This window comes from Dolichospermum compactum NIES-806, assembly GCF_002368115.1.
Lineage (GTDB): Bacteria > Cyanobacteriota > Cyanobacteriia > Cyanobacteriales > Nostocaceae > Dolichospermum > Dolichospermum compactum.
The window spans coordinates 2,013,825-2,030,200 of the sequence record NZ_AP018316.1 but is presented as its reverse complement, the minus strand read 5'-3'; the positions used below and the strand labels follow the sequence as shown (position 1 = coordinate 2,030,200).

Genomic DNA, 16,376 nt, shown 5'->3' with positions numbered 1-16,376 from the left:
AGTCTGCCATGAAGGCTTTGTGCTAAAATATGAATTCAAAGGTATGAAGTCCATAAGCTTGAGAATAATCTGCTGCTATATTTTTGACTGATAGCTCCTCTTGGTCGCGTCAGCCCTAACATTTCTTTCTACTTCACACTTGTTCATCTTTTACACCTCACACTTGATCCTGGCTGTGAATTCCCAAAACTGGGGACTGACACCGGAGTAGGATTCGATAGCACAACGTTGTGTTTAAGGCTGCACTATGGATTTGATATTGCTATGATTGTCTGGAGTGGACAATTACTTTTAACGATTTTCTTTATTGTTTGATATACCAAAGGATTGCCGTTTCCACCTTTTCAAGTTTTTTGAGAGTGAAACATTGGTTGCCATTGTTTGTGATTTATTGAGAGCATCCGTTTGTAGAGATTTAAGTGGATGGGCAGACAATGTTGGATTTTAGATTTGGGTCGCTTCGATTGATCAAGCGGGCTAAAACCACAAATTCTCAAACTGGCTAATATCGGGTTGATAACAGCACAAATTGAGTTTTAGGAATTATTATCCTTCCTTTACCATTATGGCTTGACCTAAATGTTTTGGAGGGATTAATTTTAGCACATTTTTATCCTCCATTTGCATCTTATAAGCCGGCATGAATAAACCAACCATTCTAAATCGTTAAGAAGCCTATACTGTCTTCCTTTTGACTTTTGAATTTCGACTTCCGCCTTGCGGTGCTAATGCTAAAGATTTGATGATCATTTATAATGATAGACCGAATAATCTACAGGCATTTTGGGTGGTTTTCTGGGCAATTTCTTCTATTGTTTCGGCTCGTAGTTTTGCTAGTGCTTCCGCTACATAGCGAACATAGGCTGGCTCATTGCGTTTTTCACCTCGTTTAGGAACGGGTGACAGAAATGGACAATCTGTTTCTATCAGCAAGCGATCGCTATCCACCATCGCTGCACTCGCTTGAATAGTTTGAGCATTCTTGAAGGTAACAGTGCCGCTGAAGCTAATATAGAAACCTAAATCCAGAAACCACTGAGTTTCTTCTGGTGTCCCTCCCCAGCAGTGCATGACACCCCGTACCATGACTCCATGCAAGTCCCGCCATTTTTGCAGTACGTCTCTGACAGCAGGTGCAGCATCACGACAATGGATGATTACTGGTAAATTGAGTTCACAAGCGATCGCTAATTGTGATGCAAATACTTGATGTTGATGCTCATAATTATCTGCTTTGTAAAAATCCAATCCCATTTCCCCAATGGCTACTACCTGGGAATGAGAACTGGCTAAAGACTTGATCTGGGCAGCTGTTTGCTCATCCCATTTATGAGCATCTAGAGGATGCAGCCCTACAGCAAAGCTAAGTTCAGGAAACTGCTCTGCTATAGCTTGAATGCTCACAAATTCCTGGGGATGAACACAGGAGTGGACTAATCGCACTACTCCTGCTTCTTGCCACCGAGAACGTACGGCTGCTAAATCTGGCTGAAAAGTGTCAAAGTTAATGTGTACGTGGGTATCTATAAGTTGCATGGCTTGTTGGTGAAAAATTTTAGATTTTGGATTTTAGATTTTGGATTGAGAATTTTTGGTACAAGATCCGCCATGAGAGAGCGGAATTAATCCAAAATCAGCAATCTAAAATCATCAGTCTCCACACTTGAGGGTAGAAGTAAATCCAAAATCGTAAGTCCAAAATCCAAAATCTCTTGACCACTGAACTACTGACTAAGCGGTAAGGGTTTTGTGTTTATGAGCCAATCTGGACTTTTTTCTGGCTCCATTGTTGGGATGCAGCACGCCAGTTTTTACAGCTTTATCAATTTTGCTGTAAGCTTCGGACATTCTTGCTTCCACTTCCTGCTTGAGTTCTGTTGTCGGGTTAGCAGCACAAGCTTCCACAGAACTGAAGTATTTTTTCATCAGCGTTCTCACGGCTGATTTATATGCTTTATTACGCAGTCGGTTACGTTCTGCGATTTGTGCGCGTTTAAGAGCAGACTTTGTATTCGCCACAGTAATTCCAAAAAAGACTATTAATTATGTACACACACTACTAGGTTTAATAAATATAGCATTATTTTCGCTAATGTGATAGTTTCTGAAAAAATATTTTATTTGGGCGGAAAAGCTGATGCCTGCGGCTCAAAAAATAGATTACAATGATTCACTGACAAGGAAACCAGATCAGTTCCCCAAATTCGGACTTCTGGAATATTAAATTTCTCAGGCTGTCTGAATTTTATAAAGTAGTATCAAAAAAAATCCAGGTTAAGCTAGAGAAGAGAATTACACTCAGCTTTATACCCTCACACCACAAAGCGCAAGTCGAAAGTCAAGAGTCAAAAGTCAAAAAGCTTGATATTTTAGGCTTTTTAGCTATTTTGAACGGTTGTTCTACTAACGCGATATTGTCGTAATCGGTCTAAAGCTCAGATGGTTCTTGTTGTGTGAATATTGTAAAATTTGGTATTGTCATTACTCCATGCTGCGAATTATTACTCAGCAGGCAGACGTTAGATCAGAACTTCAACGAATCTGCGATCGCACCCAGGATGAACAGGTACTTCATAAAGAAGCAACAGTCCGCGAAGTGTTGCAAGCGGTGAAGCGCCAAGGCGACAAAGCTGTACTACATTATACAGCAGAATTTGATCACCAAATTCTCAAAGCAGAAGAACTCAAGGTAACAGGATCGGAACTGGATGCAGCCTACCAACAGGTATCCAAGGATTTGCTCCAGGCGATTCGTCTAGCTTGCCAAAAAATAGAGGCTTTTCACAGTCAGCGTGTCCCGAAAAGCTGGGTACAGTTTGGCGATGATGAAGTAGTTTTAGGCAAACGCTACACCCCCGTAGATCGAGCCGGTTTATATATACCAGGTGGTCGGGCCTGTTATCCCAGTACAGTGTTAATGAATGCCATTCCCGCAAAAGTGGCAGGTGTCCCTCGTGTAGTGATGGTGACACCAGTTAGAGGCGGTAAAATGGTGAATCCTGCGGTTTTGGTAGCGGCCCAAGAAGCAGGAATTCAGGAAATTTACCGTGTGGGGGGTGCTCAAGCCATCGCAGCTTTAGCCTATGGCACGGAAACTATCCCCAAAGTCAATGTGATTACCGGACCTGGTAATATTTATGTCACCTTGGCTAAAAAGTTAGTTTACGGAACTGTGGGCATTGATTCTTTAGCTGGTCCTAGCGAAGTGCTGGTAATTGCTGATGAAACAGCTAATCCTGCTTATGTGGCGGCGGACTTATTAGCCCAAGCAGAACATGATCCTATGGCGGCCGCAATTTTGCTGACAACGGATGCGGGGTTGGCGAAAAAAGTGCAAATGGCGGTGGAAAGACAATTGGTAGATCATCCACGCCGGATAGATACGGAAAAGGCGATCGCCCATTATGGTTTAATTGTGGTGGTAGAATCCCTAGCCGCAGCAGCCGAACTTTCCAACGAATTTGCACCAGAACACCTAGAATTAGAAGTTGCCGATCCTTGGGCTTTAATGAACCAAATTCGCCATGCTGGGGCAATATTCCTGGGTAGTTCCACACCTGAAGCGGTAGGAGATTATTTGGCAGGTCCTAACCATACCTTACCTACTTCTGGCGCTGCCCGTTATGCTTCCGCTTTAGGGGTAGAAACATTTTTAAAACACTCAAGTATTATTCAATACTCACAAACTGCCTTGGAAAAAGTGGCATCTGCCATTGACATCTTAGCAACTACAGAAGGTCTACCTTCCCATGCTGATTCCGTTAAACTCAGAGTAGAGGATTGAGCGGGAATTTTAGATTTTAGATTTTAGATTTTAGAGTAGAAAAATTTGGTACAATCCCCGTCCTGAAGGATGGAGAAATACTCGCTGCGCCGCGTACGCTTCGCTAACGTCAGTCCCAAATCCAAAATTTTCGGGCTTCTACACTTGAGGGTAGAGTCAATCCAAAATCCAAAATCGTAAATCCAAAATCGAGTGATAGTCCTTGAGATTAAAAATGCGAACAATTGCCGAAATTAATGAAAAAATCAGCCGAAAACGGGCGATAGTCTGGACGGTTGAAGAGTTAAAAGCGCGAGTTGCCGAAATTGGTGTGACTAAAACCGCCAAGGAAGTAGATGTAATTACTACTGGCACATTTGAGCCAATGGAATCAAGTGGTGCAATTATTAACTTAGGACATACTGACCCACCGATTAAAATTCGGCGTTGCTGGTTGGACGGAGTTCCAGTTTATGCTGGTTTTGGGGCGGTGGATTTATACTTGGGTGCTAGTTGTCCAGTTGATTCCCTGGACGGGGAAGAAGTACGAGAACGTGGTGGTGGTCATGTAATTGAGGATTTAATTGCCGGTAAATCTATCCAAGTTCGCGCTGTAGGACAAGTTACCGATTGTTACCCTAGAGCCACATTTGAAACCACTGTTACCCGTGACACTATCAATCAGTTTTATTTATTTAATCCGCGCAATCTTTATCAAAATTTTATTGTTGGGGTGAATGGAGGCGATCGCCCACTGCATACCTACTTAGGACCATTGCAACCCCGTGTGGGGAATGCAGTCTATTCTAACCCAGGTTCACTGTCACCCCTCCTCAATGATCCCGATTTACAACTTGTGGGGATTGGGACGAGGATTTTTCTCGCTGGGGGTATTGGTTATGTAGCTTGGGAAGGGACACAACATTTTCCCTTGCAAAAGCGGTTAGAAAATCGGACACCTATTGGACCATCGGCAACTTTAGCGTTAATTGGTGATGCTAAACAAATGGACGCGCGATGGATACGAGGTTGTTATTTTAAAAGCTATGGACCATCTTTAATGATGGGTGTAGGTGTACCACTGCCAGTTTTAAATACTGGTGTGGTAGAACGCTGTGCTGTCCAAGACAAAGACTTAGTAGCACCAATTGTAGATTTTTCGATTCCCCGTCGTGTCCGTCCTACTTTCGGTTTAGTGAGTTACGCTCAACTTAAATCTGGGCGTGTCACTATTGAAGGTAGGACGGTACGAGTAGCTTCTTTAGCCAGTTTGTTTCTTTCCCGACAAGTAGCCCAAGAGTTAAAACAATGGATTACGGAAGGGAAATTTACTCTCGCTGAACCAGTAGCCCCAATTCCTATGGAGCGTTCTTTTTTACCCCAAGACCGTTGGACGGAATTTTAAAAGGAGTCAGCACTTCGGCTTCGCTCAGTGACCAGTCAGGAGTCAGGAGAAAGAGGGAATAAGAAAGAATAGAATTCTTTCTTATTCCCTCAAAATTAATGCCTAAGTAGGTGGGCGTTAAAAAATATAATATAAACCTAACCCCCTTCCCAGGGAAGAGGGAGTCAAAGCCTCTCCCCTGGTGGGGGAGAGGCTTGGAGAGAGGTTTTATATTTAATTGTGCCAAGCTACTTATTTAGTTTAGGCTTCTTGGCAATTAACAACTGACAACTGACCACTGACAACTGACTTATTCCCCAGCGGGTTTAGGCTTTTTAACTGGCTTAGGAGTGGGGGTTTTTGGCACAGGTTTAGTGATAACTGTGGAATCACCTGCTGTCTTTTTAATGGGACGTGGGGCTTCTCCATTGCGTCTAGGAGGGAATGGCTTTCTACCAGCACCACCACCGGCACCACGAGGCGCTCCTTTGAGGGGTGGTCGGCGTTTTTTGGGTAAATCGGCGATCGCTTCGGCATTAACTATAACTAATGCGTCAGCTTCCCGTTTAACATTGAAGTCCCAGAACTTACCTACAGCTTTGGTAGTTAATACGCCCTTGAGTTTCAACTTAAAATATTTAGCTTTATCAGTAGGTTTACGGGGAGCTTGTTTGATTTTCACAACCAAACTCTTTTCGTCAAAGGACTGGTAAACTACCTCACCACGCACAGAAAAGCCTCCATCAGGAACTGCTGACGAGGGTTTTGGATGAATGGTTGACGCTACGCTACCGTTATCGGACACTACTGTGAAGTTATGTAACTTTCGCGCAGTGGGATCTGGGACATTTTCATCTAGTTCAGATTTCGCTAGATTTTCTGGTTCCCAAACACCAACAATTTGCAGGTGCAATGCGTCATTTTCTTGTCTAGTGCGGGGATAAACTACCCATAGATGTTCTTTCTCTAGGTCTAAGTGATTTTTGACTAAACTCATAATCCGACCTAAGAGGACGGCATTAAGTTCAACCCCATCTTTTGTGATTAATGTTCCTTGGGTAAACTGTTCATCACTAGCATGGTAACACCCGCGAATTAACCCAATAGCTCGGTATTGAGTCGGTTCGCTAGGAGGTGGAATTGGTTGTTCTCGATTGGCCAAATGTCCATTAGAGTCAGGTTTGCTAGAGTCAGTGAGAGAATTTTCTAGTTTAGAGGATTGATTTGCTAATGTATTAGCATTAACAGGGGATTCAATCTCTTTTACGCCTTGGTTAGAGGCTGTGAAATTTGCGGATTCAGAAGACGGCATCAGGTCGGAATTCATAAAAACTCCTTGCGGCACAAGACATACCCCATTGTGGGATTTAATAAAGCGATTGAAAAGAGCCAATGTGTAGCTGATTAAAGTATATTTCTTTTTAATCTGGCTACTCGCTTAATGCTCTGTAGGAAAATCAAGACGCAAAATCCCACATCTATACACTAAATGTGCAATTTAGCGTCTTTAACAAGCTATCAGCATTGAGCATTCAAAATATGCCTAAAGGCAGGCTACGCCAACAGCTAGTAAGCTAATCCTGGGTTTAAATTCCCTTTTCAACAACCTGCTGACGGCTCTTTTAATTACGCCAAGCTACGCTATCGGAAGCATAGCATAGCGATAATTCTGACGGGTCTTCCTAAAGTCATCACTTACTTTAGCAGGATAGATATTTATTTGTTATAAAATTCACAGACAAATGACCGTATTCCGCAAAGTTTTGGAAATTTTTAACTTTGCCATTAATTTCATTACCATTGAGGAGCAGAATAATATTGTGTCTGAATCGCCTAATCGCTGGATAGTCCGAGTAGTGTTAGCTTTCGCTGTTGTTGCTTTTATAGGGGTCTCTATTATACCTATAATCACAGCGATTAATAAACCTGAATCATCACCACAGAATCAGCCCACTGCTGACTCTAAAATATCTTCATCGGAGCAAAAGTCAAAACTGGAAGATCAAGTCCGGGGTTATGAATTAGTTTTACAAAAAGATACAGAAAATCAAACTGCACTCAAGGGACTTTTGCAAGCACGTCTAGAGTTATTGAGTCAAAAAGGGCAAGGGGAAGTTAAACCAGCGGATATTCAAGCTGTGATTGAACCTTTGGAAAAACTCGCTAAACTCAATCCCCAACAGTCTGAGTATGGGGTTTTATTGGCACAAGCTAAACAACAAATTGGCGATAAAGAGGGGGCTGCTCAAACTTATCGGACTATTTTAACTACAAAACCGGGAGATTTGAAGGCTTTGCAGGGGATGGTAAATTTACAATTAAGTGAAAAGCGTCCAGAAGCAGCTATTGGCTTATTACAAGAAAGTTTGGCTGCTGCTACCCAGGCTAATACTGTTAAACCAGGAAGTGTAGATGTGGTTGCCGTGCAAGTGCTTTTGGGTAGTGTATACGCTTTTCAGAAAAATGACACTTTAGCTATTGCTGCTTATGATCAAGCGATTAAGAAGGATGCTCAAGATTTTCGTCCTGTTTTAGCAAAGGCTATGCTGTTTAAAGAACAAGGTAAGCTTGATGAAGCAAAACCTTTGTTTGATAGTGCCACAGCTTTAGCACCGGCTCAGTATAAGGACGAAATTAATAAAGCCGCAGCAGCCCCTACAGCAACTCCTACATCTTCTCCTACGCCATCATCTACACCTTCACCTACTCCGTAAGAGGTTGTTTGAAAAGTCTAATTTATTACTAGCCCTGGCGACTAGAAGTCGCGGCTAGACAAACAAAACCTGCCTTCGCAGGTTAAAAACCCTTGATTTTGTATTAGTCCACGCAGGTGGACTTTGTTTGTGTAGTAGCGATTTATAATCGCCGGAAACTTTGAAAACATCCTCTAAGACCTTTTTAATTTTACCTGTACATTACGGAATAATTTGTGATAAAGTGCAAGTAATTATCAGTTGTTACCTACACTTTATCACGTTTGAGTTGAGAATAATGAATTTTCATAAAATGCAACCTAGAGAATCATTAAATAAGGCTTTTCTCAAAGTTAAAGCTAATAGAAATGATATTGAGAATTTCAAAAAGAATCTGCATAGTTTAATTGAAAAAATTAATGAATCGGAATCAGAAGAATTTCATAAAAATCTGATTGGGGATTTTTTAAAGAATACATATTATGGTGCAAATCATTTTATTAATACTAAGGGTAGAAATGATTTTGTTATTCATAATGGTAAAGATGCTAAAAGTAAAGTTGGTGTGATTTTAGAAGCTAAAAAGCCCACCAATAAAAGCGAAATGCTTAAAGCTGATAATTTGAATACCAAAGCTTTGCAAGAATTAGTTTTATATTTTCTGCGAGAACGTCTAACAGAGAAAAATTTAGAAATTAAATATTTAATAGCTACTAATATTTATGAATGGTTTATTTTTGACGCTAATAGTTTTGAGAAAGCATTTGTAGAAAATAAAACCCTAGTTCAGCAATTCACTGATTTTGAAGCTGGAAGATTAAGCAATAAAAAAACTGATTTCTTTTATAAGGAAATTGCTAAACCTGCTATTGATGGAATTGCTGATAAAATCACTTTTACACATTTTGATATTCGAGAATATCAACAATATTTACAACCTGGGGAAAATCTTAATGATCATCAACTAATTCCTCTGTTTAAGTTATTTTCACCTGAACATTTATTAAAGTTACCTTTTGCAAATGATAGTAATACTCTCGATAAAGGATTTTATAGCGAGTTATTACATATTATCGGTTTAACGGAAACTAAGGAAGGTGGTAAAAAACTGATTCAACGGAAAAAAGAAAATGAGAGAAATATCGGTTCATTGATAGAAAATGCGATTAATCAACTTGATAGTTTAGATAAAGTTTCTCGTTTACAAAAACCTGAACAATTTGGAGAAACTTATCAAGAACAACTTTTTAACCTGGGTTTAGAATTAGCAATTACTTGGGTAAATAGAATCCTGTTTCTGAAATTATTAGAAGCGCAATTAATTAAATATCACAAAAATGATCTAACTCAAGGATTTTTGAATTTACAGCAAGTCCAAAATTATGATGATTTGAATAGTCTTTTCTTCAGCGTATTAGCTCGCAAACAAACCGAAAGAAATCAAACTGTACAAAAGATATTTACTCATGTTCCTTATTTGAATAGTTCTTTATTTGAACCGACGGATAATGAACAAGTAACTATTTGTATTAATAATCTTAGAAATGAGAATCTGCAAATTTTCTCTGCTACTATCTTAAAAGATAGCAACGGAAAAAAACGTATTGGTCAAATTAATGCTTTAGAATATCTGTTTGAATTTCTCAATGCTTATGATTTTAGTAGTGAAACTGGGGAAGAAATTCAGGAAGAGAATAAAAGATTAATTAATGCTGCTGTACTGGGTTTAATCTTTGAGAAAATCAATGGTTATAAAGATGGTTCTTTCTTTACTCCTGGTTTCATTACTATGTATATGTGTCGGGAAACCATTAGAAGAGCGGTTGTACAGAAATTTAATGAAGTTAAAGGTTGGAATTGTGAAAGTATTAATAATTTATATGATCAAATAGAAGATAGAAAAGAAGCTAATACTATTATCAATAGTTTAAAAATATGTGATCCTGCTGTGGGTTCAGGACATTTTTTAGTTTCGGCCTTGAATGAAATTATTACGATAAAAAGCGAATTAAAGATTTTACTTGATAGGGAAGGTAAAAGATTAAAAGAATATGATATTGAAGTTGTCAATGATGAGTTAATTATTCTTGATGAAGATGGTTTATTGTTTGAATATAATCCCAAAAGTAAGGAAAGTCAACGAGTACAAGAAACTCTCTTTCATGAAAAACAAACGATTATTGAAGGTTGTTTATTTGGTGTGGATATTAACCCCAATTCTGTCAAAATATGTCGGTTGCGTTTATGGATTGAACTTTTAAAAAATGCTTATTATAAAACCTCACCCCTAACCCCTCTCCTGGGAGGAGAGGGGAATGTAGGAGAATTGGAGACTTTACCTAATATTGATATTAATATTAAATGTGGTAATTCTTTAATTAGTCGTTTTTCGTTAGATACTGATTTGCGAGTTGCTTTAAATAGAAGTAAATGCACTATAGAAAGTTATAGAAATGCTGTACAAACTTACCGCAATGCTGAAAATAAGGAGCAAAAGCGGGAAATGGAAAGATTCATTAATGATATTAAAGGGAATTTTAAAACAACTTTAGGATTAAGTGACCCCAATAAAACTAAGTTAAGACAGTTAGAGGGTGAGGTTGAGAATTTGGAAACTCAAACTTCTTTGTTTGAGGAAACTAAAGCTGAGAAGAAAGCGCGGGAGAAAAAGATTGCTAAGTTAAACAATGAGATTGATAAGTTACGGGTTGAGATTGAAGATATAATAAGTGGTAAGATTTATGAAAATGCTTTTGAGTGGAGGTTTGAGTTTCCTGAAGTGTTGAATAATGATGGTGTTTTTGTTGGTTTTGATGTGGTTATTGGTAATCCTCCTTATGTTTTCGCAAGAGAAAATTTTAACGACTATCTTAAGAAATATTTTACAGATAATTACAAAACATCTCAATATCAAGTTAATTTATTCATTTTGTTTATAGAAAAAACAATATCTATTTTGAAAAATAAAGCAGAATTTACTCTTATTATTCCTAATTCAATGTTAATGGTAAGTTCAGCAAAAAGTCTTAGAAAATATTTACTAAGTGAAACATCATTAAATGAAATAATTAATTTAATTGGTTATTCCTTTGAAGGAGTCAATGTTGAAACAATAATTATTTCAAGCAAAAAAGAAAAAGCAAATGAGATAAATGATATCAAGATTTTATTAAATAACAATTATAATTTTAAGCTAATACACTGTAAAAAGCAATTTAGTTTCATGGAAAATAAAGGTTTTGAATTGAATGTGTTTTCTAATGAAGAAAGTGATAGTTTAATCCAAAAACTTATTTGTAATTCTGAAATATTGGATGAATTGGTTTTAATAAAAGCAGGTTTAATGGCTTATGAAATAGGGAAAGGTAATCCTAAACAAAGTCCTGAAGATGTAAAAAACCGCATTTATGATTACAACTATGAGTTTGATAGTAATACTCATAAATATCTTGAAGGAAAGGATGTCAATCGTTACTTAATTAATTGGTCAGATACATATTTGAAATACGGTGAAAATTTAGCTGCACCAAGAAGTTTTAATTTATTTAATGGTAAAAAGATTATTATTCGTGAAATTACTGGTAAACATCCTTATTCAATCATCGCAACTTACACTGAAGATATTTATCTCTTTAATAGAAGCAATATTGCTATTCTTGAAAAACAAAATCTGAATATTTCATTAAAATATATTTTAGCTGTGATTAACAGCAAATTAATGTCGTACTTTTTCGTAAAAAATACAGCAAAATCTGTAAGAAAAATGTTCCCAAAACTAATATTAGAAGACTTAAGAAAATTCCCAATTAAAAAAATTGCGATGAAAAAACAGCAAGAGTTAATTTCAATTGTTGATAAAATCCTCACCGCTAAAAAATCAGATCCAAATGCAGATACAACCGCATTAGAAACAGAAATTGATCAACTTGTTTATCAACTTTATGAACTAACAGCAGAAGAGATTAAAATTATAGAAGGATAAACACCACAAAACCCACAAAACCCAGATTCCCGACTTCTTTAAGAAGTCGGGAATCTAATATCAATTTTACCTGCTATTAATCTACCACCGATGACGGCGATCGCTGCACAAATTGCGTGTAGATGCGGAAATTACAGGAAGTCATACTTTGGCTGAAACTGCTAGTACAACACTGCATAAATAAACCAACCATTCTAAATCGTTAAAAAGCCTATACTGTCTTCGTTTTGACTTTTGACTTTTGACTTTTGACTTCCGCCCTGCGGTACTAGTGGTCTGTCAAATTTGTATTTATGAATGAGGTTTAAGGTCAAGTGTATATGTTTTAATATCTGCTACTCCAAAACTAAATGTAACTTAATAGCATCATTGACCAAATCTATCAACTCTTGACTTAAACACCCTACCACATCTCCGGGACTGAGATTTGCAAGGTATATTTCACCACGTTTCATCTGTTAGCCCATCTCCTACAGTTAAATCCCATTCTGGGTTAAATTCTGCCGCAGCTTCCCGATAAGCTTGCTCTAGCTCCTGATAACGCAGTAATTCTATCGCTAACTCAATTACTTGAGAACGAGATTTACAGCCTTTAGTCAATTTATAATTTTCAATAAACTGCACCAAAGAAGATGGTAAAGAAATGGAAAGTTTTTCAGCTTGCATAGTATTACCAAAAGGTAATTATATTTTTCCTACTTTATAGGAACATAAATAGTGGGGTGTAATATACTTAACATTCAGCGACCGAGAAAACACACACATCTCTAGTAGTCTGTTAATCCAAAAATGACGGGTAAAGGCAAGTAGGGGGAGAAGAGGGGTAGGGGGAGTAGGGGAGGGAAAACAGAAGTTTTTCCTATTATTACCCGTCAAAATAAATTTGACGAACTACTAGAGCCATAATTATAGAAAGATAAACACCACAAAACCCACAAAACCCAGATTCCCGACTTCTTTAAGAAGTCGGGAATCTAATATCTAACATCTGTTTTCAATGTTAATTATTTTCCTTCTATGGCGGCGACTATGCCGAAGATGATAAAGAGGAAGCCACCCAAAAAGGTAATTTGCCTTTCGGATATCCTACCTGCTATTAATTTACCACCGATAACGGCGATCGCTGCACAAATTACGTGTCCTAATATTGCACCAGCGGTGACACCAATGGGGTTATTCCCAGCAGCTAGGGCTATCGTGGCTATTTGTGTGCGATCGCCCCATTCTGCTATAAATGTTAACATAAAAGATTCCAGTAAAATTGACCAAACGCTTTTTTGCTGGGAGTTATTTAAATCTGCTTTTTCTACCGCCTCTTGTGCCTCTTCTGCCACTTCTTCGGTAGCAGATGCAGCCATTTTATTGGCATCATAAATTAACTTCAAACCAAAGGCAATAAATAAAACTATTTCGGCGTAATGAATAATTTGTTTTGGTAAAAAAGATACTACCTGTCCAAATGCAACTGATAAGATAGTCATTGCCGCTAAAGCAGCCACCACACCAGCAAATACCAAGCGCCGGGGGTGGTGCATGGACAAAATCACAGCAATAAAAAATGTTTTATCACCTAGTTCGGAAATGGTAATTAGTAATAAACCTGCGGTAAAAGCTGTTAGCACTCTCTCAAACTCCTATAGGATTTTTTACCTGTGTGGAGTATCAATGAGAGCAATCATACCTCACTGAACTCCACATAGTTAAATGTGTAGTCAGTGAAGGTCTCGCTTTCAAATACTTTATTTATTCGCTATCTAAACCAGGCTCATCACCAGTATGTTGACTTAGATATACTGAACAGAAATTTTAATTTACTGTCAGCAGCTACTCCCCTTCTATTACTTATGTATAATACTCTTTTTGAGAATGAAAGTCAAGCCATAAACCCTAATTTGAGATTATGACCTATTTAGAAACCGCAGCCCAATTTTACAGCCAAGTTGCCCAAACACCAGAAATAGGTCTTTGCTGTGTCCAAAGTACACCTTTACAACTACCAGGACTGAAAATTCCTCTAGCTATGCAGGAAATGAACTATGGTTGTGGAACTACAGTACATCACAATGAACTTAATAATGAACCCACCGTTTTATATGTTGGTGTCGGTGGTGGCTTAGAAGCTTTACAATTTGCTTATTTTTCTCGTCGTCCCGGTGCGATTATTGCTGTCGAACCTGTGAAAGCTATGCGAGAAGCTGCAACCCGTAATTTAGAACTTGCTGCAAAGGAAAATTCTTGGTTTGATCCTAGCTTTGTCGAAATTCGTCCGGGAGATGCTTTTAATTTACCTGTTGGTGATGCTTCTGTAGATGTAGTAGCGCAAAATTGCCTGTTTAATATTTTTGAACCAGCAGATTTAACTCTCGCTTTAAAGGAAGCATATCGAGTATTAAAATCAGGTGGACGCTTACAGATGAGTGATCCAATTGCTACAAGTCCAATTCCTGCTCATTTACAAAAAAATGACCATTTACGCGCTTTGTGTTTATCCGGCGCTCTTACATATCCAGAATATACTAACTTAATTATTAATGCTGGTTTTGGACAAATTGAAATTCGCGCTCGTCGTCCTTATCGCTTATTAGATAAACAAACTTATCAACTACAGGAAAATCTGCTTTTAGAAAGTCTGGATTCTGTGGCTTTTAAAGTAGAAATCCCCGCAGATGGTGCTTGTATTTTCACTGGTAAAACAGCTATTTATGCAGGTAAGGAAGCATTTTTCGATGATAAGAATGGACATATTTTACAAAGAGGAATTCCTGCGGCGGTTTGTGATAAAACAGCGGGAAATTTAGCATTTGTCAATCCTGAAGAAATCATTATTACTGATTCTACTTGGTACTATGATGGTGGGGGATGTTGTTAACTTTATGTATGTTTATATTGTTATAGCTTGCGTGACGATGCAAGAGTCATACGCCACGCTATCAGCAAGTTCTAATTAAAACTATGATTCTTGAATTTCTTTTTGTAAAGCCTGAATTTGCTGAAGAGATAATTCCGTAATTTCGGCAATTTGTTCTAAACTCATGCCAGTTCGTAACAATTTTAAAGCAAACTTTCTGGTTGCTTCTGCTTCACCTTCAGCTTTACCTTCTTCTAAAGCTTCTTGATAAACTCTAGTTTGTTTCAACTCACTTAAACCTAACATCGCTTCAATCTCCTTTCTGCTTTTTTTGGGTAATTTGTAGACGATAATTGTCTCAATCAGATTAATTAAATCCCGTTTAATTTTGATATCAGTTAGTTGTTGGTTTGCTTGTGCAATTAAGCGTCTTGCTAATGCTGGTGCAGATTCCTCTGTTTCTATTACCAGTTTAACCACTCCCACCCCTAAAGAACTCTCTCCCAACTCATCTAAATAAATGCGTGTAACTCTTTCAAGTAGTAAGATTTCGCCAAATTGTAAATTCTGTTCTCTTTCTATATTACGACTAGGATAGATGATTACAGCTTGCCAAGGATGAGGAGTTTTGTATTGTCGTAGGTAGAGAAAAAGCTCTGCAAAGAGACGATAATATAAATCATCATCGGGTTGAAATTGAACCTCGACAATGTAAAATGGTTTTTTAGTATCTTTGGTAGTTGGTAAAAATAAAGTAATCTTGATGGTTTAGAACTTGAAATCGGCGATGTTAAGAATTTAGAATCTACGCTAAAAGTAATACAAGATTTTCTGGAAAATGCGAAATAAAACTTAAACCCCGGCGGTTTCTAACCGCCCGGTTAACGTTAAATTGACACCAATGATGCGCTGCTAAACCCCTACTATAAAATATTTTGCCCAAGACTTGGGAAATGGCGTAATCTTGGAAATGGTAGCTATTCCCGGAGGGACTTTTATCATGGGTTCTCCAGAAAATGAGGAACACCGAAGTTCGTATGAAAGTCCACAAAATCAAGTTACTGTTCCCTCATTTTTCATGGGTAAATATCCAGTTACGCAAAAACAATGGCGGGCTGTAGCTGCACTAGCAAAGGTTAACATTGATTTAGAATCCGATCCATCTTGTTTTACAGGTGATAATCTGCCTGTTGAGTGTGTATCATGGAATGATGCTCAAGAATTTTGTTCCAGACTTTCCCGAATAGCAAATAAAACCTATCGTTTACCTACTGAGGCAGAATGGGAATATGCTTGTCGTGGAGGAACTACTACCCCGTTTTATTGTGGGGAAACAATTTCTACAGATTTAGCTAATTATGATGGTAACTACACTTACGGGCAGGGACAAAAAGGACAATATCGAGAGAAAACCACAGAGGTAGGAATTTTTCCGGCCAACCCTTTTGGTTTATATGATATGTGTGGGAATGTGTGGGAATGGTGTGAAGATAAGTGGCATGAAAACTATATAAATGCGCCTACCGATGGCAGTGCTTGGACAAGTCTAAGCAGTGTAAACAGGCTGCTGCGCGGTGGTTCTTGGTTCGTCATATGGAACGAAGTGAAATGAAGCAATTCCAAGGGTTGTGATTGCTTCCCTTCGCTCGCAATGACTGTAAATATTTTTGTCGAATTACTTATAAGGTACATCCTAGCCCCCTCCC

General features: G+C 38.2%; 12 protein-coding genes. 6 read left to right on the top strand and 6 right to left on the bottom strand.

The window, feature by feature from the left end; translation table 11 throughout:
- Positions 1-750: 750 nt before the first annotated feature.
- Positions 751-1,536: a TatD family hydrolase gene (locus CA730_RS09765; RefSeq protein ID WP_096666824.1), complete on the bottom strand. Its 786-nt coding sequence runs from the start codon at positions 1,534-1,536 to the stop codon at positions 751-753.
- A 195-nt stretch (positions 1,537-1,731) separates the two neighbouring features.
- Positions 1,732-2,019, bottom strand: a complete 288-nt coding sequence (gene rpsT, locus CA730_RS09760) for a 30S ribosomal protein S20 (protein ID WP_039202355.1) — start codon at positions 2,017-2,019, stop codon at positions 1,732-1,734.
- A gap of 469 nt (positions 2,020-2,488) precedes the next feature.
- On the opposite strand from rpsT, the gene hisD reads away from it, so the two are divergent.
- Together hisD and CA730_RS09750 are read left to right on the top strand one after the other, a co-directional pair.
- Positions 2,489-3,784 (top strand): histidinol dehydrogenase, encoded by a 1,296-nt coding sequence (gene hisD / locus CA730_RS09755; RefSeq protein ID WP_096666822.1) that lies wholly within the window; start codon positions 2,489-2,491, stop codon positions 3,782-3,784.
- A 214-nt stretch (positions 3,785-3,998) separates the two neighbouring features.
- Positions 3,999-5,168 (top strand): homocysteine biosynthesis protein, encoded by a 1,170-nt coding sequence (locus CA730_RS09750; RefSeq protein WP_096666820.1) that lies wholly within the window; start codon positions 3,999-4,001, stop codon positions 5,166-5,168.
- Positions 5,169-5,457: 289 nt separating this feature from the next.
- Here the strand turns inward: CA730_RS09750 and CA730_RS09745 are convergent, their stop codons facing one another.
- Entirely contained in the window at positions 5,458-6,474 is a 1,017-nt protein-coding gene (locus CA730_RS09745; protein WP_096666818.1) for a hypothetical protein, read from the bottom strand.
- A gap of 493 nt (positions 6,475-6,967) precedes the next feature.
- Between CA730_RS09745 and CA730_RS09740 the strand changes: the two genes are divergently transcribed.
- On the top strand, positions 6,968-7,861 hold the full coding sequence (locus CA730_RS09740; RefSeq protein WP_096671418.1) for a tetratricopeptide repeat protein: 894 nt from the start codon (positions 6,968-6,970) through the stop codon (positions 7,859-7,861).
- Between the two features lie 292 nt (positions 7,862-8,153).
- On the top strand, positions 8,154-11,822 hold the full coding sequence (locus tag CA730_RS09735; protein ID WP_231940065.1) for a DUF7149 domain-containing protein: 3,669 nt from the start codon (positions 8,154-8,156) through the stop codon (positions 11,820-11,822).
- Between the two features lie 441 nt (positions 11,823-12,263).
- Here the strand turns inward: CA730_RS09735 and CA730_RS09730 are convergent, their stop codons facing one another.
- Entirely contained in the window at positions 12,264-12,488 is a 225-nt protein-coding gene (locus tag CA730_RS09730; RefSeq protein WP_096666814.1) for a ribbon-helix-helix domain-containing protein, read from the bottom strand.
- Between the two features lie 338 nt (positions 12,489-12,826).
- Positions 12,827-13,444, bottom strand: a complete 618-nt coding sequence (locus CA730_RS09725; RefSeq protein WP_096666812.1) for a TMEM165/GDT1 family protein — start codon at positions 13,442-13,444, stop codon at positions 12,827-12,829.
- 278 nt (positions 13,445-13,722) lie between these two features.
- Between CA730_RS09725 and arsM the strand changes: the two genes are divergently transcribed.
- Entirely contained in the window at positions 13,723-14,691 is a 969-nt protein-coding gene (arsM, locus tag CA730_RS09720) for an arsenosugar biosynthesis arsenite methyltransferase ArsM (protein ID WP_096666810.1), read from the top strand.
- Between the two features lie 81 nt (positions 14,692-14,772).
- Here arsM and CA730_RS09715 read toward each other — a convergent pair whose 3' ends face one another.
- Positions 14,773-15,429 carry an Rpn family recombination-promoting nuclease/putative transposase gene (locus CA730_RS09715; protein WP_269076520.1) on the bottom strand — a complete coding sequence of 219 codons (657 nt, stop codon included), beginning with the start codon at positions 15,427-15,429 and terminating at the stop codon, positions 14,773-14,775.
- A gap of 211 nt (positions 15,430-15,640) precedes the next feature.
- On the opposite strand from CA730_RS09715, the gene CA730_RS09710 reads away from it, so the two are divergent.
- Positions 15,641-16,282 carry a formylglycine-generating enzyme family protein gene (locus tag CA730_RS09710; protein ID WP_096666809.1) on the top strand — a complete coding sequence of 214 codons (642 nt, stop codon included), beginning with the start codon at positions 15,641-15,643 and terminating at the stop codon, positions 16,280-16,282.
- Positions 16,283-16,376: the final 94 nt, after the last annotated feature.

Coding starts and splice junctions, on each gene's coding strand:
- CA730_RS09710 (WP_096666809.1), top strand. CDS start 15,641: ATGGTAGCTATTCCCGGAGGGACTTTTATCATGGGTTCTCCAGAAAAT.
- hisD (WP_096666822.1), top strand. CDS start 2,489: ATGCTGCGAATTATTACTCAGCAGGCAGACGTTAGATCAGAACTTCAA.
- CA730_RS09745 (WP_096666818.1), bottom strand. CDS start 6,474: ATGAATTCCGACCTGATGCCGTCTTCTGAATCCGCAAATTTCACAGCC.
- CA730_RS09735 (WP_231940065.1), top strand. CDS start 8,154: ATGCAACCTAGAGAATCATTAAATAAGGCTTTTCTCAAAGTTAAAGCT.
- CA730_RS09750 (WP_096666820.1), top strand. CDS start 3,999: ATGCGAACAATTGCCGAAATTAATGAAAAAATCAGCCGAAAACGGGCG.
- CA730_RS09730 (WP_096666814.1), bottom strand. CDS start 12,488: ATGCAAGCTGAAAAACTTTCCATTTCTTTACCATCTTCTTTGGTGCAG.
- CA730_RS09765 (WP_096666824.1), bottom strand. CDS start 1,536: ATGCAACTTATAGATACCCACGTACACATTAACTTTGACACTTTTCAG.
- arsM (WP_096666810.1), top strand. CDS start 13,723: ATGACCTATTTAGAAACCGCAGCCCAATTTTACAGCCAAGTTGCCCAA.